This is a genomic window from Mesorhizobium sp. L2C066B000, assembly GCF_000502335.1.
Taxonomy (GTDB): Bacteria; Pseudomonadota; Alphaproteobacteria; order Rhizobiales; family Rhizobiaceae; genus Mesorhizobium.
Window position 1 is genome coordinate 1,282,500 of sequence record NZ_AYWZ01000001.1, and the last position, 19,826, is coordinate 1,302,325.

13 protein-coding genes and 1 pseudogene are annotated in these 19,826 nt (G+C 64.8%); 9 read left to right on the forward strand and 5 right to left on the reverse strand.

Translation table 11 applies throughout. The features are described from left to right. The first annotated feature begins 72 nt into the window (after nucleotides 1-72). The gene (locus X733_RS159990) at nucleotides 73-1,281 is read left to right on the forward strand and encodes an MFS transporter (RefSeq protein WP_023725349.1); all 1,209 of its coding nucleotides are present in this window, start codon (nucleotides 73-75) and stop codon (nucleotides 1,279-1,281) included. Nucleotides 1,282-1,284: 3 nt separating this feature from the next. Here X733_RS159990 and X733_RS159985 read toward each other — a convergent pair whose 3' ends face one another. After that, nucleotides 1,285-2,754, reverse strand: a complete 1,470-nt coding sequence (locus X733_RS159985; protein WP_023817958.1) for an MATE family efflux transporter — start codon at nucleotides 2,752-2,754, stop codon at nucleotides 1,285-1,287. A 176-nt stretch (nucleotides 2,755-2,930) separates the two neighbouring features. Between X733_RS159985 and X733_RS159980 the strand changes: the two genes are divergently transcribed. Next, the gene (locus tag X733_RS159980; protein WP_023705536.1) at nucleotides 2,931-3,725 is read left to right on the forward strand and encodes a L,D-transpeptidase; all 795 of its coding nucleotides are present in this window, start codon (nucleotides 2,931-2,933) and stop codon (nucleotides 3,723-3,725) included. A 78-nt stretch (nucleotides 3,726-3,803) separates the two neighbouring features. Here the strand turns inward: X733_RS159980 and X733_RS159975 are convergent, their stop codons facing one another. Beyond that, nucleotides 3,804-5,279, reverse strand: coding sequence for an esterase-like activity of phytase family protein (locus X733_RS159975; RefSeq protein ID WP_023817959.1), 1,476 nt, complete (start codon nucleotides 5,277-5,279; stop codon nucleotides 3,804-3,806). Between the two features lie 165 nt (nucleotides 5,280-5,444). Continuing rightward, complete coding sequence (locus X733_RS159970) at nucleotides 5,445-6,470, reverse strand: LacI family DNA-binding transcriptional regulator (protein ID WP_023817960.1); 1,026 nt, start codon at nucleotides 6,468-6,470, stop codon at nucleotides 5,445-5,447. Between the two features lie 194 nt (nucleotides 6,471-6,664). Between X733_RS159970 and X733_RS159965 the strand changes: the two genes are divergently transcribed. From X733_RS159965 to X733_RS159945, 5 genes are all read left to right on the forward strand, one after another. Next, on the forward strand, nucleotides 6,665-7,696 hold the full coding sequence (locus X733_RS159965) for a Gfo/Idh/MocA family oxidoreductase (protein ID WP_023817961.1): 1,032 nt from the start codon (nucleotides 6,665-6,667) through the stop codon (nucleotides 7,694-7,696). Continuing rightward, complete coding sequence (locus X733_RS159960; protein WP_031193081.1) at nucleotides 7,693-8,601, forward strand: sugar phosphate isomerase/epimerase; 909 nt, start codon at nucleotides 7,693-7,695, stop codon at nucleotides 8,599-8,601. The genes X733_RS159965 and X733_RS159960 overlap by 4 nt, the downstream gene beginning before the upstream one ends. A 116-nt stretch (nucleotides 8,602-8,717) precedes the next feature. Beyond that, nucleotides 8,718-9,731, forward strand: coding sequence for a substrate-binding domain-containing protein (locus X733_RS159955; RefSeq protein WP_023682113.1), 1,014 nt, complete (start codon nucleotides 8,718-8,720; stop codon nucleotides 9,729-9,731). Nucleotides 9,732-9,816: 85 nt separating this feature from the next. Beyond that, on the forward strand, nucleotides 9,817-10,614 hold the full coding sequence (locus X733_RS159950; protein ID WP_023817963.1) for an ATP-binding cassette domain-containing protein: 798 nt from the start codon (nucleotides 9,817-9,819) through the stop codon (nucleotides 10,612-10,614). Beyond that, the gene (locus X733_RS159945; RefSeq protein ID WP_023668309.1) at nucleotides 10,611-11,651 is read left to right on the forward strand and encodes an ABC transporter permease; all 1,041 of its coding nucleotides are present in this window, start codon (nucleotides 10,611-10,613) and stop codon (nucleotides 11,649-11,651) included. Before X733_RS159950 ends, X733_RS159945 begins: the two co-directional genes overlap by 4 nt. A gap of 319 nt (nucleotides 11,652-11,970) precedes the next feature. On the opposite strand, the pseudogene X733_RS1000000167070 reads toward X733_RS159945, so the two are convergent. Both X733_RS1000000167070 and X733_RS159940 read right to left on the reverse strand, forming a co-directional pair. Then, nucleotides 11,971-14,782, reverse strand: a pseudogene (locus X733_RS1000000167070) (UvrD-helicase domain-containing protein). Nucleotides 14,783-14,862: 80 nt separating this feature from the next. Continuing rightward, complete coding sequence (locus X733_RS159940) at nucleotides 14,863-15,699, reverse strand: DUF2059 domain-containing protein (RefSeq protein ID WP_023705530.1); 837 nt, start codon at nucleotides 15,697-15,699, stop codon at nucleotides 14,863-14,865. Nucleotides 15,700-15,968: 269 nt separating this feature from the next. Between X733_RS159940 and X733_RS159935 the strand changes: the two genes are divergently transcribed. Then, nucleotides 15,969-18,281: a glucose/quinate/shikimate family membrane-bound PQQ-dependent dehydrogenase gene (locus X733_RS159935; protein WP_023705529.1), complete on the forward strand. Its 2,313-nt coding sequence runs from the start codon at nucleotides 15,969-15,971 to the stop codon at nucleotides 18,279-18,281. Between the two features lie 638 nt (nucleotides 18,282-18,919). Further along, nucleotides 18,920-19,825: a dienelactone hydrolase family protein gene (locus tag X733_RS159930; protein ID WP_023705527.1), complete on the forward strand. Its 906-nt coding sequence runs from the start codon at nucleotides 18,920-18,922 to the stop codon at nucleotides 19,823-19,825. Nucleotide 19,826 lies beyond the last annotated feature (1 nt).

Sequence of the window (19,826 nt, forward strand, 5' to 3'; positions counted from 1 at the left end):
GCGCGTGGAACGGCCATCCTTACATGGACGTTGGGGCGCAATTGGGCGTTGGGCGATTGGCCGGAGGTTGCCATGACCAGCTATGCCGAGACCACGACGCGCGACAACGGACTCGATGGCCGGCCCGCGATGGCCGCGGTTGCCGCCATGATCGCCGCGCTGTTCGCCGGCAGCACGGTGCTGACGCCGCTTTACGTCATCTACAAGCAGGCCTTCGGTTTCTCGCAGATCACGCTGACGCTGGTCTACGCCGTCTATGTCGTCGGCAATCTCGGCGCATTGCTGATGTTCGGGCGCTTGTCCGACGGCATTGGCCGCCGTCCTGCGGCGCTGGCGTCGATGGCCATAGCGGTGGTCAGCGCGGTGGTGTTCCTGCTGGCCGAGAATGTAGCATGGCTCGATGTCGCCCGCATATTGAGCGGCCTTGGCATCGGCGTCGGCGCGGGAACCGGCACGGCCTGGCTTGCCGAATTGATCGAAGGTAAGGACAAATCGCGCGCGGCAATCATCGCCACCAGCACCAACTTCGTTGGCCTTGGCCTCGGCGCGCTGGCATCGGGCCTGCTCGCCGAATATGCGCCCTGGCCGTTGAGACTAACGTTTGCGGTCTATCTTGCCTTGCTGGTGGTGGTGACGCTGCTGATCTGGCGTACCCGCGAAACCGTGTCCCGGCCGGGCAGGCTGACCGACGTTTCGTTGCGGCCACGGCTATCGGTGCCGAGCGATATCCGCGCTGCCTTCGTGGCGCCGGCGGTCACCGGTTTCGGCGCCATGGCGCTGGTCGGCTTCTATGCAGCCCTGGCGCCGAGCATCCTGGCGCAGCAGCTGCATGTGGCCAACCATGCCGAGGCCGGCGCGCTGTTCTTCGAACTGTCGATCGTTGCGGCCGCGACCATTCTGGCCACGACCCGACTGTCCAGTCGCGCCGGCATGCTGGCCGCGCTGGCGCTGATGATCCCTGCGGTGGGGCTGGTGGTTGCGGCGCAGTTTTTCGCCTCGATGTCGCTGATGATTGCCGCCACCGCTCTGTGCGGCGTGGCGGCTGCGCTCGGCTATCGCGGCGGCCTGCAGGTGGTGAACCAGATCGCACCTGCCGAGCGTCGCGCCGAATTGGTGTCGGCATTCTTCATCTGCTGCTTCTGCGGCAATGCGCTGCCGGTGATCGGCATTGGGCTGCTGTCGAGTTGGGCCACTCCGACGACGGCAAGCCTGGCCTTCGCCGGCATGATCACGCTGTTCTCGGTCGTAGCGTTGGGGTTCGGCGTCAAATATGCACGCTGAGCCTCACCCGTTTGGCGTCCCGGCCATGTTTGCCCGTCCGCGCGGGATGCCGAGGCCTGTGTCCGGCGGCTCGCCGGCGGCAGGCCGATCCTCGATCATGTGCATGGTGCGCCAGCGGCCGAAGCGGTAGTAGGCGGCGGCCAGCACCAGCGAGGTGATCGATCCCGCCGGAAAGCTCCACCACAGCGCCTCCTCGCCGATCACGCCGCGCATGAAATAGGCAAAGCCGGTGCGCACGACCAGCACCGAGATCACCAGAATGATCAGCGGCGGCATCACGGCACCGGTGGCGCGCACGGTGGCGAACAGCACGATGGTGACGCCGAACAGGATGAACGACCAGGACGCCACCTTGTTGATGTGGGCTGCAATGTCGATTGCGGTGCTGTCGCGGCTAAGGAACAGGCCGAGCACCGGCCTGTCGAAGAGGAACAGCAGCGCCACCAGGGCGCCGGTGAGCACCAGGTTGAAGCCGACGCCGGACGCCGCGATGCGACCGATGCGGTCCCAGCGCCCGGCGCCGACATTCTGGGCCGCCATCGACGAGACTGCGGCTCCGATCGCCAGTGCAGGCATCTGGATATAGGTCCACAGCTGCGCTGCGATGCCGTAGGCGGCGGCGACCTGCGAGCCGTAGGAGTTGACGATGCCCATGACGGTCAGCGCCGCCGCCGAAATGACGATCATCTGCAGGCCCATCGGCACGCCCTTGAAGACGACGATCCTGAGCAGCGCCGGATCCGGCCGCAGCAGAGCGAGGTTGGCGCCGGCGAGCCGCAGCGGATGCTTTCTGGCATAAAGCACGACGAGGATGGCGATCACGCTCACTGTCTGGCCGATCAGCGTCGAGGTGGCGGAGCCGGCGATGCCGAGCTCGGGGAAGGGGCCGATGCCGCGAATGAGCAGCGGATTGAGGATGATGTCGAGCACGACGGCGAGCGCCATGAAGAAGAATGGCGTGCGCGAATCACCCGCACCGCGCAGCACCGTCATGACGAAGGACAGAAGATTCATCATCGGCACGGCGACGAAGATGATACGCAGATAGGAGCGCGCCAGCGGCAGCGCATCGGGCGGGGTGCCCAGTGTGTTGAGGATGGCGTCGACCCAGATCCAGCCGCAGACGGCGAAGATAGCCGAGACGAGGAAGAAGAAGCTGGCGCTGGTGCCGACGATGCGCCGCGCCTCGGGCAGGTCGCGGGCGCCGACCGATTGCGCCACCAGGATGGTCGCGGCCATGCCGATCCCGAACACGGTGCCGAGAATCAGGAACAGCACCAGATTGGCGTTTGAGGTCGCCGTCAGCGCCGATTCACCGAGGAAGCGGCCGACCCAGACGGCGTTGATCGAACCGTTGAGCGACTGCAGCACATTGGAACCGAGCACCGGAAGCGCGAACAACAGCAGCGTGCGAGGGATTGGGCCGCTGGTGAGATCGCCGGTGCGCCGGCGCGGTGGTATTTTTTCGTCCATGGGCTGTTCGGCGAAGGTTCATCTCAAAGTCCGCCCGGCAATGATCGCCGATTTAACGGACAAGGTCGATGCGGCATCGGAACATCAAGCTTAACGCGGCTGAGGCGATCAGGTTCTCAAAGCTTGCGTAATGGGCTATGGGTCATCGCCGCGAGGGGCCGCAAACCGGGGGGATCATGTCCGACAATCCATTATTTTCCGAGCGCCTGAATAGGCGCGCGTTTCTGGGAGCATCCGCTTTGGGTGCCGCTGCCATGGCACTTTCGGCCTGCACAACCACTGATGTGGCAGTACCGCCGACGCCGGCGCCGGCACCCGCACCCGAGCCCGCTTTCGGCGATGCCGCCACCATGTATTCGGCGCGCGTCGATGAGGGCTTTTCATTGCCGGCAATCCCCGTGGCCAAGCTCGATCCGAAGTTCGTGCGCCAGATCGTGGACGATCCGACCGGCGAAAAACCCGGCACGATCGTCGTCGATACATCCGAGCATTTTCTCTATCTGGTGCGCGACGGCGGCAAGGCAATGCGCTATGGCGTCAGCCTCGGCAAGGCCGGGTTTGGCTGGACCGGCAGCGCCGTGATCCAGGCGCGCAAGAAATGGCCGGTGTGGACGCCGCCGCCGGAAATGATCCAGCGCCGGCCGGAACTGGCGAAATATAAGGACGGCATGCCGCCGGGACCGCAGAGCCCGCTCGGCGCGCGTGCGCTCTATCTGTTCCGCGACGGCAAGGACACGATGTACCGGCTGCACGGCACGCCGGAATGGGATTCCATCGGCAAGAACGCGTCGTCGGGCTGCGTGCGCTTCATGAACCAGGACATCATCGACCTCTACAGCCGGGTCAACGGCGTAGCCCAGGTCTATGTGCGCCCGAACCTGTCGGCCGCGGGCAAGATCATGGCTGTGTCGAGCCGGACCGCCGAGCCGATCGATGCCGGCGTGCCAAGGGATGCGGAGATTTTGAAATAGGTGCCTTCACGGCATCGCTGATCGCCGACAGACGGTTAGAGGCGGACGCGCCGGGCGCGTCCGCCTTTCCGTATACGGCTACTTGTTGGCGAGGCCCGGAAGCGTGACCTGATAGACCAGGAACATGGTGTCGACATCGGCGCCGTCGTCGGCCTTGTAGGGCGCGCCGACCTGAAAACCGTCTTGGGTGAGAAAATCGTTATCGTTGCCGACGAACAGGAAATAGTCGTCGGGCAGCGCCGGATCGAGCAGGCTGACCACAGACATTGCTTCCCACTTCTCCGAGAGATTGTTCTTGTCGTTCGGCTTGCCGTCATGCAGGCCGAAACGGCCGAGTTCCTTGTTGTCGTTGATGTCGATGAACGGCGTCAGCTTGGCCGGCGTCACCGAGGGGTCGAGCACGCCCTTGGGCGCCAGCGGCTTGTCGGCGGCATCGAAGGCGCCGCCGGCAATGTCGGTGGCGCCAGAGACGTCGACGACGAAAATCTGGCGCAGCAGCGAAGTATCGCCCTTCACCCCCTGGCCGTTTCCGCTGTCGCGCGCCAGCATCAGGAAGGTCTTGTCGGACAGCGCCACGATTTCGCTCTGCGCGGCGACCTTGGTCTTGTCCTTGGCGTCCTTGAACACCGGCAGCGGCACGGCATATTCATGCACCAGCTTGAGATGGGCCGGGTCGGAGGCGTCGTAGACCAGCGCGCGGGTGTTCTGGCGCGTCGCGGGCGAATCGCCGCCATCCTGGCGGGGCGCCGACTGCAGCACAGTGATCAGCGACTTGCCGTCCGGCGTCAGCGCCATGCCTTCGAGGCCTTGATTGTTCTGGCGGCCGGTTTCGGGATCCTTCGGATCGGGTTCGGCTGCACCGGGGCCCGGATTGTCGGAGGCGAAGTTCGGCGCGCCCTTGCGCATCGGCACCAAAGCGGCGGGCGGCTGCGTTGCCGACAACAGATGGCCGTCGGCCGAGAAGCGGTAGATGTTGGGGCCGTATTCGTCAGAGATGAACATGGTGCCGTCGGGCAGCCGCGCGATCGCCTCATTGTCGAGCGCCAGCTTGCCATTGGCCTCGGGCAGGATCGGCAGGTCGCCATTGGCCGCGCGCACGCCGTTGAGCGGATCGAGGCCGGTGGCGTCTGCGCCCTTGTCGTCGGTGAGCAGCAGCGAATCGGCTAGCGTCGCCTTGACGCCGGTCCGTTCCTGGCCGACGGCGGGCGTGGCGCCCAGTGCGGTCGGCGTGAACTCGATGCGAATAGTGTTGAGCCGCGGCCGGTAGTCGGTGGTGCCGACGACATTGTAGCCGCGATCCGGCAGCAGCCACAGCGAACCCTTGTAGCCATCCGCGCCATGGGTCCAGCTTGCGGCGTCGATCGACATGCCGGAGCCGGAGCCGAAGGTCTCGCCGAACTTGTCCTTCTGATCGGCCGGAATGCGGCCGACGCCGACCAGGCCCTTGTTGACGAAGCCGCCAACGGTGGCGGTGCTGTCGGCAAGAGCAGGGGTCAGGGCGGTAAACAGCGCCAGCGCGGCGCCGAGCGACACGGTTCGGTGCGAGATTTTCATGGAGATCCTCTTTGTGACAAGCCTTGAGCGGCGCAAAGGGGCCACCGCATCGCATCGACGATGTCGCCCTCTCGCAAAGCGGTCTAGGACGCGAACATGATACTTGCGTGACAGAGCGGGCCTCTCCCTTCTCCCCTTCTTGTGGGAGAAGGGAAGGACGCACTATCAATCGCTGTCGCGGGCGATCAGCTCCAGCGGCCAGACTTCGCGGATGATGCGCGCGCCTTCGGGACCGGCAAAGGCCGGAAGCGAGGCCAGCAGCATCTCGGCCAGACGCCGGCCCATGGGCTCCAGCGACGGACGGAAGGCGGTCAGCGCCGGCGAGAAATAACGGCAGAGCGGCGTGTCGACGATGACGATCACCGCGATGTCGTGGCCGGGCCTGATGCCCATCTCGGCCAGTGCCTTGCAGCCGCCGAGCGCCATTGCGTCATTGTTGAAGATGATGGCTGTGGGCCGGTCCTTGGAGAGCATCACGCGCGGCGTCACCTGGTAGCCGCCTGCCTCGTTGATGAAGCCGTCGGCGATCAGGCCGGGGTCGACTTCGATGCCATGCCGCTCCAGCGCCTTGCGGTAGCCGTCGAGGAACAGGTAGCCGAAGTTGAGATCAAGCGAAGGGCGGATGGCGGCAATGCGGCGATGGCCGCGCGCGACCAGCCGGTCGACGGCTTCATCACCCGCCCTCTCGAAATCTATATCGAGCGAAGGATAGGTGTCGTCGCCGGATTGACTTCGGCCAAGCGTGGCGAAGGGAAAGCCGGCCTTGCTGAGATAGTCAATCCGATCGTCTTCCCGCCGTGTATTGGCCAACACGACCGCGTCGGCCCGGCGCGTCTCAACCACGCGGCGCAGCCTCTCCTGCTGATATTGACCGGGCTCACCCATGACGACCATCAAATCCAGGCCATACTCGGCAAGCCGGCCCTGCAGACCGATCAGGAACGGGATGAAGAACGGTTCGCCATATTGCTGGTCGCCCGGATGCGGCTGCAGCATGAAGGCGATCGAATGGGTGGTGCCTTGCCGCAGGCTGCGGCCGGACTGGTTGGGCGAATAGTTCAATTGCTTGGCGGCGGCGAGCACGCGCTGGCGGGTGTCGGCATTGACGTCGGCGCGGCCGTTCAACGCCCGCGACACGGTGCCGATCGAAATGTTCAGGTGACGCGCGAGGTCATGGATGCTGGACGCCAAGGACAGTTCTCCCCCTGTCTTGGCTAGCACCGGCTGCCGCCCAGGCCAAGGCTTCGGGATGATTTTCGCTGGCAGCCGATTGACATTCTACGCCATCGGGTGTGTTCTCGTAAACGTTTACGGAAAAACGTTTACGGTGATGCCGGAAATGCCGTGACATTCGGTCTGGAGGGACCGGACGGGAGGAATGCCGGATGATGAATGCCGTCCTCGTCGGCTGTGGTGCGATGAGCAAGGCCTGGCTCGATGCCGCGAGGCAGATCGACGGGCTCGCCATTGTCGGCCTGGTCGATCTCGACGCCGAACGGGCGCGGGCGAGGGCACGCGAATACGGGCTCGATAGCGCCGTCATCGGCACCAGCCTCGATCAGGTCCTCGACCAGACCAATCCGCAAGCGGTGTTCGACGTCGTGGTTCCCGCCGCCCGCCGAGACGTCGCCTTTTCCGCCTTTGCCCATCATTGCCATCTGCTCACCGAAAAGCCGCTCGCCGATACTCCGGAAAATGCCCGCGCCATTGTCGACGCGGCGCGCCAGGCAGGGCGCGTTCATGCCGTGGTGCAGAACCGCCGCTACGTCGCCAATGTCCGGCGCATAAGGCGCTTTCTCGACTCCGGCGCCATCGGCAAGCCAACCAGCATCCATGCCGACTTCTTCGTCGCGCCGCATTTCGGCGGCTTTCGCGAGGAGATGGCGCATGTGCTCTTGCTCGATATGGCGATCCACACATTCGACGCCGCCCGCTACATGGTCGCAGGCGATCCCGCCGGTGTTTTTTGCCAGGAATGGGAGCCGGCCAATTCCTGGTACCGGCAGGGTTCCTCGGCCAGCGCTATCTTCGATCTCGGTGGCGGCAAGCGGTTCACCTATGCAGGCTCTTGGTGCGCGGCGGGCTTCCGCACCAGTTGGGAGAGCACATGGCGCATCGTCGCCGAGCACGGCAGCCTGGTCTGGGACGGCGAGGACGGGCTGAAGGCCGAAGTTGTGTTGTCGGTCCGCGACGGCCTTTTCGACCTGACCCAGCCCATCATCGTGCCGCCGCTCGATCCCGCCGACCGCATCGGCGGTCATCTCGGCGTCATCAAGGATTTCATCCACGCCATCGAGACCGGTAGCGAGCCGGAAACCCGTGGCAGCGACAACATCAAAAGCCTGGCCATGGTTTTCGGCGCCATCGAAAGCGCCGAGACCGGACGGCGCGTCGCAATCACACAGGAAGCATCATGATGCCAAACCCGCTTCTCGACATCCGGATCGGCACCATGGTGCGGGCCAATCTCGAAGACCCCGCCGCCTACATCAAAGAGATTCTGCCGCTCGGTTTCGAGAGCATCCAGCCCTTCTTCTGGCAGACGCTGGGCGGCAAGGATTTGGCGCGGCTCGCCGGTGAGATTGGCGAGGCGATCGGCGATGCCGATGTCGCCGTGTCGTCGATCGGCGTGTTCGGCAATCCGCTGGAGGATGGCGAGGTCGATCGCGGCGTGCTCGCGGCATGGGAAACCGTCGTCGACAATGCGCATCTGTTCGGCGCCTCGACGGTCAGCGGCTTCACCGGCCGCCTGCGCGGCAAGAAGCTGACAGACAGCCTGCCGCGCTTCCGTGAGGTCTGGGGTCCGCTGGCCAGGCGCGCCGCAGACAAGGGAGTGCGCATCGCCTTCGAGAATTGCGCGATGGATGGCAACTGGGCGGCCGGCGACTGGAACATCGCCCACAATCCCGATGCCTGGGAGTTGATGTTCAACGAATTGCCCGACGACAATCTCGGCCTCGAATGGGAGCCCTGCCACCAGCTTGTCTACCTCATCGACCCGATGCCGCAGATCCGCAAATGGGCGCCGCGCATTTTCCATGTCCACGGCAAGGACGCGACGGTGCGCTGGGATGTGATCCGCGAGCACGGCGTGTTCGGCAAGCTGCCCTTCGTGCAGATGCGCACGCCCGGGTTTGGCGACAGCGACTGGACGCGGGTGATCAGCGAATTGCGGCTGGCCGGTTACAAGGGCGCCATCGACATCGAGGGCTGGCACGACCCGGTCTATCGCGGCGACCTCGAAATCACAGGCCAGGTGCGCGGGCTGGAATACCTCAAGCAATGCCGGGGAGGAGCGACCTACCTGCCGAACCCGGCGTGACCGAGGGCCGGTGGGAGGAGCCGGCCTGACAGATTGCCAAGCACTGCCGACAAGCACTGCCGACAGGCGAACGACGAAACCCCTCGGCTCACCGAGGACAAAAGGGAGGAACGTGCATGAGCATCGCAATGAGAACGACACTTCTGCGCTCGACCGTCGTGGCCGCCGCCACGGCGCTGTGCGCTGCCATCTCCACTCTGCCGGCGCAGGCGCTCGACGCCCAGTGGTGCAAGGATGTCCACATCCGCTTTTTCGTCGGCGGCGCCGAGGGCGACGCTTTCGGCACCATCGTCTACAATGGCGCCAAGCAGGCGGCGTCCGATCTCGGACCCAAGGTCGACTACATCTTCTCGCAGTGGGACGTCGAGAAGATGGTTCAGCAATTGCGCGAGGCCGTCGCCGTGAAGCCCAACGGCATTGCCATGATGGGCCATCCCGGCGACGCCGCGATCATGCCGCTGGCCGAACAGGCGCACAAGGACGGCATCAAGATGATGTACCAGAACGTGCCGGTGCCGACGGTGGTGGCTGCGTTCGGCGGCGGCTATGTCGGCGCCCAGCAGGAGCAGCAGGGCCGCGCGCTCGGCGTCGAAGCGTTCAAGCTCGGCAATCTCAAGTCCGGCGACAAGGCGATCATGATCGGCCCGTTCGAGAACGAGGCCCGCGGCGCGCGCGAGCGCGGCACGGTGGCAGCACTCAAGGAAGCCGGCGTCGAGGTCATCCAGCTGTCGTCGCCGCCGAGCGGCGAATGGGCGTCCGACCCCAATCTGGCGATACCGGTGATCACCGCGGCCCTGCTCAACAATCCCGACGTCAAGGCGGTCGGCTATCCCGGCGGCCAGATGCTGGGCAACGTCGCCACCTACATGCAGGCGGCAGGACGCAAGCCCGGCGACATCTTCAACTTCGGCTTCGATACCAGCCCGCAGATCGTCGAGGCGTTCAAGGGCGGCTGGGTGCAACTGACGGCTGATCAGCAGCCGTTCCTGCAAGGCTATCTGCCGATCCTCAGCCTTTGCCAGCAGGTGGTGCTGGGCCTGGCGCCGATGAATGTCGACACCGGCGCCGGTTTCGTCACGCCGCAAAATTACGAGATCGTCGCCGAGCTCGCCAAGCAGGCGCTGCGCTGACCTCCCAAACTGCCGGCTGGGCGCAAGCCCGGCCGGCAGGACCGCCGGCACCAGGCCGGATGATACCACAGGAGCGAGGATCGCCATGGCCGAACGCATCATCGAACTGCGCGACATCAGCAAATCCTATGGCCAGGTCTATGCGCTGGGCGGGGTCAATCTCTCGGTCGACCGCGGCGAGGTGGTTGGCCTGATCGGCGACAATGGCGCCGGCAAATCGACGCTGATCAAGATCCTGTCCGGCGTCGTCAAGCCGACCAGCGGCGAGATCCTGGTGCGCGGCAAGCCGGTGACCGGCTGGAGTGCGGCACGCTCGCGCGACGCCGGCATCGAGACGGTTTTCCAGGACCGGGCGCTGGCCGTGCAGCAGACCATCGTGCGCAACATCTTCATGGGCCGCGAACTCACCGGCTTCATGGGCTTTCTGAAGGTCAATAAAGAGATAGAGGAGGCGAGCCGGCTGATGCGCGAGATCGGCTTTACCTCGAAGGTGTTCACGCCGCATTCGATCGTCGGCCAGCTCTCCGGCGGCGAACGCCAGGGCGTGGCGATCGCGCGCGCCATCTACAAGCAGGCGGAACTGATCATCCTCGACGAGCCGACGACGGCGCTGTCGCTGACCGAGACCGCCAAGGTCTTCCATTTCGTGCGCCAGGTGCGGGCGAGTGGCCGCTCGATCCTGTTCATCGGCCACAACATCCATCACGTCTTCGACATCGCCGACCGCTTCGTGGTGATTGACCGCGGCAAGGTGGCGCTGACCGCCGATCGCAGCCAGGTCAAGTCGGCCGAAGAGCTGATCAACTTCATGGAAGACCTTGCGCATCCCGGCGGATTGCCGGGGCTGCACGAGGCCGGCGACGCGGAGAGGGCAGCACGATGAGCAAGACCATGGAACCCGATCTGCAGAGCCCTCTTGGCGGCAAGGCGGCCCGACCTGAGTGGAAGCACCCGTCCGACCACTGGCTGCGCGGTTTCGTCATCGACAACCGCGCAGCGCTCGGCACGCTCGCCGTGTTCATCATCATGATGGCGGCGTTCCTGATCGCCAACCCGACCGTGTTCACCACCTGGTATCTCTACAGATCCGTGCTGACCACGCTGCCCGTTGCGCTGTTCGTGGTGGTGCCGCTGGTCTTCGTCGTCACCTGCGGCGAGATCGACCTGTCGTTTCCCGCAACCATGGGCTTTGCCTCCTGGGTGTTCGCGCTGGTGGTGCAGGCCGGCTACGATCCGTTTCTCGGCATCGCAGCGGCGATTCTCACAGGCACGCTGCTCGGCTTTCTCGTCGGATCCCTGGTCGTTTATGGCGGGCTGTCGTCGCTGATCGCCACCCTCGGCATGAATTTCCTGCTGCGGGGACTGATCCAGATCATCAACGAGGGCAGATCGACGGCATTGACCGGTCTCAGCGACAGCTGGGCGTACACCATCTTCTCCGGTCAGGTGTGGGGTTTTCCGGTACAGGTCTTCTGGGCACTCGCCTTCGTCATTTTGTCGGCAATGCTCTACAACCGGCACCGCTTCGGCGCGCAGGTGAGGGTGGTCGGCGACAACCCCGACAGCGCCCAGCAGATGGGCATCGACGTCAAGCGCGTGCGGGTGAAAGTGTTCATCTTCACCGGCATTGGGGCCGCGATCGCCGGCACGTTTTCGGTGATGATCAACTTCACCTGGTGGCCGACCGCGGGCGACGGCTATCTGCTGCCGGTGCTGGCATCAGTGTTCGTGGGCGGCACGCCGACCTGGGGCGGCATCGGCACGGTTGCCGGTGGAGCGATCGGCGCGGTCACCGTGTCGTTCATCCAGACCGGCGTCGTGGCGGCGGGCCTGAGCGGCTTCTACGTCCAGTTCTTCAACGGGCTGATCATCATCCTGTCGCTGCTGGGGCACAAGTGGAACCAGGCAAGGTATAGGTGAGGGGCGGGCTAAATTGACGGGGACGCTCATGTTGCGGACCGCATGCCCCGACGACTGGGCAGACGCCCGTCGCTTCGTCATTCTAGGGCGGAGCAGGAGCGAAGCTCCGTCGCGTAGACCCTGGAATCCATTCCGCGACCTTGGAGTGCAGCTGCGTAGGATTCCGCACCGTGGCAACGCGTTGGAAGACGCGGGATGGATCCTCGGGTCTACGCTGCGTCGCTACGCTCCTTGCTCCGCCCGTGGATGACGAGGCGGGGAGGGCTCCGCCAGACTACAACAATGTGGTCGCTTGTAGGACAACAGGACAAGCGGGCGCTCACACCGCCGCCACAAACCCGTCCAGCACGCGTTTCTGGCCGGCCTTGTCGAAGTCGATGGTCAGCTTGTTGCCTTCGATGTTGGAAATGTTGCCGTTCCCGAATTTCTGGTGGAAGACGCGGTCGCCGACACTAAAGGCTGACGGCGTGTCGGCGACGGATTTGGCGACCAGTTCGCCGTCGATGGTGCGGCCTTTGACCGAGGTTCGGCCGGCGCCGTAGCCGGAGTCGGTCTCGCCATAGCCGATGCGCTCGACCTGGTGGCCGGAGCGCGAACCCCAGTTGCGGTCGGTCGCTTCGGTGCGGTTGGCCTGGGCGCGCTGCCAGCCCGGCGTGGCATAGGTGTTGGAAAAGGCGCCGGATTTTTCCGCGCCGACATTGTCGAAGCGCGAGGCGCCGTAGGGGTTCTGCCGTCCTGCGCCCTGGCCGCCACGGCCCGACGCAAAAGAACCGCCGCCATAGGAATTACCGTAGCCGCCGTAGGAGTTGCCGCTTTCGGCGACCTCGACATGGGCTTCCGGCAGTTCGTCCAGAAAGCGCGACGGGATGGTCGATTGCCACAGGCCATGGATGCGGCGGTTGGAGACGAACCACAAATGCAGGTTCTTCTTGGCCCGGGTCAGGCCGACATAGGCGAGGCGGCGCTCTTCCTCCAGGCCTGAGCGACCGCCTTCGTCCAGCGCGCGCTGATGCGGGAACAGGCCTTCCTCCCAGCCGGGGAGAAAAACCGTCTCGAATTCGAGGCCTTTTGCCGAATGCAGCGTCATGATGTTGACGGCGTCCAACTCGGCATTCTGCTCGGCGTCCATGACCAGGGCGACATGTTCGAGGAAGGAGCGCAGCGATTCATACTCCTCCATGGAGCGGATAAGCTCTTTCAGGTTTTCCAGCCGGCCCGGCGCCTCGACCGAACGGTCGTTCTTCCACATGTCGGTGTAGCCGCTCTCCTCCAGAATGGTCTCGGCGAGTTCGGTGTGCGGCGTGGTTTCCAGCGCCTTCTGCCAGCGCTCGAAATTGGCCGCCACTTCGCGCAAGGCCGCGCGCGGTTTCGGCTTCAGCTCGTCGCTTTCTGCAAGCTTGGCGGCTGCCTCCAGCATCGGGATGCGCAAGCTCCGCGCCGTGTCGTGGATCTGGCGGATGGTGGCTTCACCCAGGCCGCGCTTGGGGACATTGACGATGCGCTCGAAGGCGAGGTCGTCGGCGCCCTGCGCGACGACGCGGAAGAAGGCCAGCGCATCGCGGATTTCCATGCGCTCATAAAAACGCGGGCCGCCGATGACGCGGTAATTGAGGCCGAGCGTGACGAAGCGGTCTTCGAATTCGCGCATCTGGAAGGAGGCGCGGACCAGGATGGCCATGTCGTTGAGCTTGTGCTTGGCACGCTGGTAGGTCTCGATGGTCTCGCCGACGGCGCGCGCTTCCTCCTCGGAATCCCAAGCGGCGTGGACATGCACCTTCTCGTCGTCCTCGGCGACCTTCTCGGTGAACAGCGTCTTGCCGAAGCGGCCCTCATTGTGGGCGATGAGGTGCGAGGCGGTGCCGAGGATGTGCGCGGTCGAGCGATAGTTGCGCTCCAGCCGGATGATGGTGGCGCCCGGGAAATCCTTGTCGAAGCGCAGGATGTTGTCGACCTCGGCGCCGCGCCAGCCATAGATCGACTGGTCGTCGTCGCCGACGCAGCAGATGTTGACTTTGTTTTCGCTCACGGGCCGTTCCGCGCCTGCCGGCGCGGGCCCTCCGCCCCCTCTTTTTTGCGCGCCTTCGGCGTCGCGGGAGTCGCCTCGCAACGGCTCGGACGCCCGGTCGGGCTTGCGGCCTTCGGCCGATCGCGCTTTACCCTCCCCTGGATGGGGAGGGTCGCCGCGAAGCGGCGGGGAGGGGTGACTGGCGCCGGCGCTGCCCCCCCCCCCCCCCCCNGGCGCTGCCACCCCCACCCGCGCCGCTACGCGGCGCGACCTCCCCCATCGAGGGGGAGGTAGGCCGCTGCGCCAGCAGCCGCAGCCACATGTATTGCGCGGTGTTGGTGTCCTGGTATTCGTCGACGAGGATGTATTTGAAGCGCTTGTGGTATTCCTTCAGCACGTCCGGATTGGCGCGGAAGATGCGGATCGGGTGGCAGAGCAGATCGCCGAAGTCGCAGGCGTTCAGCGTCTTCAGCCGCTCCTGATAGGCCTTGTAGAGTTCCCGGCCCTTGCCGTTGGCGAAGCTGCGCGCGTCGCCCTCGGCAATGTCGGCGGGGCCTTGGCCCTTGTTCTTCCAGCCGTCGATCATCTGCGCGAACTGCTTGGCCGGCCAGCGCTTGTCGTCGAGGCCTTCGGCCTGGATCAGCTGCTTGATCAGCCGTACGACGTCGTCGGTGTCGAGGATGGTGAAATCGGATTTGAGCCCGGCCAGCTCGGCGTGGCGGCGCAAGAGCTTGACGCCGATGGAGTGGAAGGTGCCGAGCCACGGCATGCCCTCGACGGCTTCGCCGACGAGATGGCCGATGCGCTGCTTCATCTCGCGCGCGGCCTTGTTGGTGAAGGTCACCGCCAGGATCTGCGAGGGGAAAGCCCTGCCGGTGGCCAGGATATGGGCGATGCGGGTGGTCAGCACGCGGGTCTTGCCGGTGCCGGCGCCGGCCAGCACCAGGACCGGGCCTTCGGTGGTTTCCACCGCCAGCCGCTGCTCGGGGTTGAGGCCGTTGAGATAATCGGGCGCGCTGTTGGGGCCGCTGCGGGCCGCCATGGCGCGCGCGGCTATGCCCGACGGGCCCGCGGGCCGCGCATTGGGTTCGTCGAAAAAGGGCATGTCTTCCGCAAAGCCGGACATCTCCCCCGAATGTAGTGATTCGGGAGCGAAAGACCAGAAGTGTCTACGTTTTGTTCTGCTAAAGTCCCCGATACCGCGGCTCAGGCCTTTCGGTAACCGAGCGCGACGAACAATCGATGTCCGAACGAGCGCGCTTCCTCTGTCATCACCATGCCAAAGGCCGTCAGCATCTGGTCGTAATAGCGGCTGCCCGCGGGTGACGCCAGGAATGTCGAGTACAGTCTGAGATCGCCGAGCGAGATATCCCGGTATGTATAAGCGCTACCCTGCATGGCATTCTGTTCGATGTTCTGGCGAATTTTCACGGATTGCTGACGCACCAGCGCCATGATCTGTTCGTCCGACAGAGGCTTTCCGGCTGCGCCCAGCATCCCCGTGACCATCGCGTAGCTCATGTTCAGCGCTATCGCCTCGCCGGTGTCGACAGCGCTGATATCGTCGATGATCTTGCGGTACAATTCGAGCCGGGCTGGATCCTTGGTCGGAAGCTCGGCGAGGATTTGCTTGCCCTCTGTCTTCTTGCTTTGCCTGCCTTCCGGGCCAGACGACTGAATTTCCAAAGCGGTGACGTGCTTGCCCAACGGGGAAGCGTAAAACGCTGCGAGGTCGGACAGATCGGTGGCCGACAGCCTGTCCGCCATCCGCGATTCGATGGCAGTCTCCATTTTGACTGCGTCGAAGGCGCCTTCCAGCGCGACCGACAAGGCGTCCTGGAAATTTGCCGGTAACGGTTCGGGTATGGATTTCGTGGCTGCGGCGATGCCGGGACCGATGCCCATCAGCATCTCGTGAAAGCCGTTTGCCTTATTGATCTCGCTCAGCGTCTGTGCCGGCGCGGCCACTGTGCCGGCCGTGAGCGCGACGAAGCTACTGAGGACAAGGACTACGCGCGTCAGAGGCGAGGCGAATGACGTCACTCTGGTTGCTCCTGATGGTTGGTCCAAAGCAGACTGCTGGAAAACCCGGATGCCGGCAAGGCGGGATTGCCACCTTGGCGTGTGGCCTCGAAAAACGCCCTGTTACGCAAGAGAGCCTGCGGCATGGCCTTTTGGTTTCGCCGTGGATCGCTCCCCGGCGGCTTGACAGGCACGGCGGCCGGGAGAAGGTTGTACCGCCGGGGGCAGGATTGGCATACCTTTGCCCATGGCCGCGTCGCGGAATGCGCATCAGTCGAAGGAGTATCGTCTTGGCTGTCGTCATCACCTCCCTCATTCTGTTCCTCATCGGCCTCGCACTTGGCGGCGGCGGCGTCTGGCTCGTGATGCTGGGCGGCAGCTGGTACTATGTCATCACCGGTCTCGCCTTCCTGATCGCCGCATGGCTGCTCTTCCGGCGCAAATCGACGGCGCTCTGGCTCTACGCGGCGATCGTGCTCGGCACGCTGGCCTGGGCGGTGTGGGAAATCGGCTTCGACTGGTGGGAACTCGGACCGCGCGGCGGCATCGTCGTGCTTCTGGCGCTGTGGCTGCTGACACCTTGGGCAAGGCGGGGCCTGACCGGCCCCGACGCGCGAGCGCCGCTCATTCTGGCCGCGCTGGCTTCGCTCGCCGTCGCCGGTTATTCGATGACGGCCGATCCCAAGGACATCGCCGGCGACCTCAGCGCCGACAAGGTGACGCCGACTGCCGATCTCGGCGGCAATGTGCCTCCGGGCGAATGGCATTTCTACGGCCGTACGCAATTTGGCCAGCGCTATTCGCCGCTCGACCAGATCACGCCCGACAATGTCGCCAAATTGCAGCCGGCCTGGACCTACCAGACCGGCGACGTGAAAGGGCCGGACGATGTCGGCGAAACCACCTACCAGGTGACGCCGCTGAAGGTGGGCGACGCGCTCTATATCTGCACGCCGCACAATTTCGCTATCGCCATCGATGCCGCCACCGGCAAGGAGAAATGGCGTTTCGATCCCAAGATCAAGCTCGACAAGGACCGCCAGCACCAGACCTGCCGCGGCGTGTCCTATTATGCCGATGCCAAGATCGCCGCCGGCCAGCCTTGCGCGACGCGCGTCTATCTGCCGACCTCGGATGCGCGGCTGATCGCGCTCGACGCCGCCAACGGCCAGGTCTGCCCGTCCTTCGCCGAAGCCGGCACGCTCAATTTGTTGACCAACATGCCGTATCCGAAGTCGGGCTATTATTACTCGACCTCGGCGCCGCTGATTGCGGGCGGCAAGATCATCATCGGCGGCGCGGTCAACGACAATTTTTCGACGCAAGAGCCGTCCGGCGTCATCCGGGCCTTCGACGTCGACACCGGCGCCCTGGTGTGGAACTGGGATTCCGGCAATCCGGACCAGACAACGCCGCTGGCGGCAGGCCAGACCTACACCCACAACTCGCCCAACATGTGGTCGACGGCAAGCGCCGACGAGAAGCTCGGCTTGCTCTATGTGCCGCTCGGCAACCAGACGCCGGACCAGCTCGGGATGGGCCGCAGCGCCAATGTCGAGAAGTTTTCCTCCTCGATCACCGCGCTCGATCTGGCCACCGGACAAGTGCGCTGGGTGCGGCAGACCGTGCATCACGACCTCTGGGACATGGATGTGCCGGCACAGCCGACCCTGGTCGACATCACCACCGCTGCCGGCGTCGTTCCGGGCCTGGTTGGACCGACCAAGCAGGGCGACCTCTACGTGCTCGACCGGCGCAGCGGCGAGCCGATCATCCCGATCAAGGAAGTGCCGGCGCCGGGCGGCGCTGTCGAGGGCGATCACACGTCGCCGACGCAGCCGGTCTCGGATCTCTCCTTCAATCCGAGGCCGCTGACCGGCGCCGACATGTGGGGCATCACCATGTTCGACCAGCTGGCCTGCCGGATCGAATTCCAGGGCCTGCGCTACGAGGGCCGCTACACCCCGCCATCGGTGCAGGGGTCGCTGGTCTATCCCGGTAATTTCGGCACATTCAACTGGGGCGGCGTCGCCGTCGATCCGGTGCGGCAGGTGATGTTCGGCATGCCGACCTATCTGGCGTTCAAATCGCAGCTCATTCCGCGCGACCAGGTGCCGCCGCCGGATGAGGGGCGCGGCAGCGAGCAGGGGCTGAACCGCAATGAGGGCGCACCCTATGCGGTGGTGATGGGGCCGTTCCTGTCGCCGCTCGGCGTGCCCTGCCAGGCGCCGCCATGGGGCTATGTGGCGGGAGCGGACCTCAGAACCGGCAAGATCGCCTACAAGCACCGCAACGGCACCGTCTACGACATGACGCCGTTGCCCTTGCCGCTGAAGGTCGGTGTTCCCGGCATTGGCGGGCCGATGATCACCGCCGGCGGCGTCGTCTTCCTGGGCGCGGCGGTCGACGACTATCTGCGCGCCTATGACCTGACATCGGGCAAGCAGCTTTGGCAGGCCAGGCTGCCGGCCGGTGGGCAGTCGACGCCGATGACCTACACCGTCGCCGACGGCCGCCAGTTCGTGGTCATCGTCGCCGGCGGCCATGGCTCGGTCGGCACCAAGCCCGGCGACTATGTGATGGCCTATACGCTGCCGAAGTAGCAGCGATGTGACTTAGGTAAGTGATCGGCCCGGCAGATATTCTGTCGCGCCGCCCCTCATCTGCCTGCCGGCATCTATACGGGGAGAAGTGCCCGGCAGGGCGATGAGGGCAGCAGCAGCCTTGGTCAGCTTGCGTAAGAGATGGCCTTTGAGGCTGGGCACGGAGCCCAGTACTTCATTGGTTAGCTGCGGCCCTGTTTCGGCCTGCTGGATCAGCGTGGTGCCGGTCGACGCGGACCTTCACCATCCGAGCGGCGGCTGCGGCAGCAGCGGAGCGCATTGCCAGCAAGGCAGCAACAGCAAGCACGAGCGCGCTTGCAAGGATCGGAGTAGACAAGGTCATGGCGTTGTTCCTTCTCGTCGGGCTCGCCGCTACGAGCGAGACCATCATCAGCTTCCTTCCATATTGTGGCGGCACCATCGACATTCTCTGAAATGACCAAAATGTGATGGGCGCGTTCGGCGGGGCGGCCGCATCGTTCGATGGCGCAAGCGTCACCCATCCGAGACTGGACCGTGCGAGCTTGCACCCTATCTTGATCCGCGAGTCATCCCGGAGTGACCGCGAGGTCATCCCGGAGTGACCGCGAGGTCATCCCGGAGTGACCGTGAGATCATCTCCTAACGAGGAGCACGCCATGACGAAACCCACCGCCGAAGCCGTCAAACCTGCCAAACCTGCCATCACCCAGGCGATGATCGATGCCTATGACGAATACACGCATCTGACGCTCGACCGCCGCCGCTTCATGGAACAGCTGACCAGGCTTGCCGGATCGGGCGCGGCGGCGGCCGCGATCGCGCCGCTGCTTGCGGCGAATTCGGCGCAGGCGGCAATCGTCGCCGACAACGATCAGCGCGTGAAGGCTGAAGATATCACCTATTCCGGCAGCAGCGGTGAGATGAAGGGCTATCTGGTCAGGCCGGCGGACCAGTCCGGCAAGCTCGGCACCGTCATCGTGGTGCATGAGAACAGGGGGCTCAACCCGCATATCAAGGATGTGGCGCGGCGCGTTGCGCTGGAAGGGTTCGTGGCGCTGGCGCCGGATTTCCTGTCGCCGCTCGGCGGCACGCCCGCTGACGAAGACAAGGCGCGCGACATGTTTACCAAGCTCGAAGCCAGCCAGGTCACCGCCGATGGTGTGGCGACCATCGCCTATCTCAAGGGCGAGAAGGACGGCAACGGCAAGGTCGGTGCTGTCGGCTTCTGCTGGGGCGGCGGCACGGTCAACAATCTGGCGGTCAACGCGCCCGATCTCGCCGCCGGCGTCGCCTATTACGGCATGCAGCCGAAGGCCGAGGATGTGGCGAAGATCAAGGCGGCGCTGTTGCTGCACTATGCCGGGCTCGACGAGCGCATCGACGCCGGCATCGATGCCTACAAGAAAGCGCTCGACGCCGCCCATGTCGAATACACGCTCTATGTCTATGACGGCGTCAACCATGCCTTCAACAACGACACCTCGGCCGCGCGCTATGACAAGAAGGCAGCCGATCTCGCCTGGGGCAGGACGATCGCTTTCCTCAAGGAGAAGCTGGCGTAGG

What these genes read in the sequence shown, in the direction of transcription:
- X733_RS159990 (WP_023725349.1), top strand. Translation starts at nt 73, where the DNA reads ATGACCAGCTATGCCGAGACCACGACGCGCGACAACGGACTCGATGGC.
- X733_RS159985 (WP_023817958.1), bottom strand. Translation starts at nt 2,754, where the DNA reads ATGGACGAAAAAATACCACCGCGCCGGCGCACCGGCGATCTCACCAGC.
- X733_RS159980 (WP_023705536.1), top strand. Translation starts at nt 2,931, where the DNA reads ATGTCCGACAATCCATTATTTTCCGAGCGCCTGAATAGGCGCGCGTTT.
- X733_RS159975 (WP_023817959.1), bottom strand. Translation starts at nt 5,279, where the DNA reads ATGAAAATCTCGCACCGAACCGTGTCGCTCGGCGCCGCGCTGGCGCTG.
- X733_RS159965 (WP_023817961.1), top strand. Translation starts at nt 6,665, where the DNA reads ATGATGAATGCCGTCCTCGTCGGCTGTGGTGCGATGAGCAAGGCCTGG.
- X733_RS159960 (WP_031193081.1), top strand. Translation starts at nt 7,693, where the DNA reads ATGATGCCAAACCCGCTTCTCGACATCCGGATCGGCACCATGGTGCGG.
- X733_RS159955 (WP_023682113.1), top strand. Translation starts at nt 8,718, where the DNA reads ATGAGCATCGCAATGAGAACGACACTTCTGCGCTCGACCGTCGTGGCC.
- X733_RS159950 (WP_023817963.1), top strand. Translation starts at nt 9,817, where the DNA reads ATGGCCGAACGCATCATCGAACTGCGCGACATCAGCAAATCCTATGGC.
- X733_RS159945 (WP_023668309.1), top strand. Translation starts at nt 10,611, where the DNA reads ATGAGCAAGACCATGGAACCCGATCTGCAGAGCCCTCTTGGCGGCAAG.
- X733_RS159930 (WP_023705527.1), top strand. Translation starts at nt 18,920, where the DNA reads ATGACGAAACCCACCGCCGAAGCCGTCAAACCTGCCAAACCTGCCATC.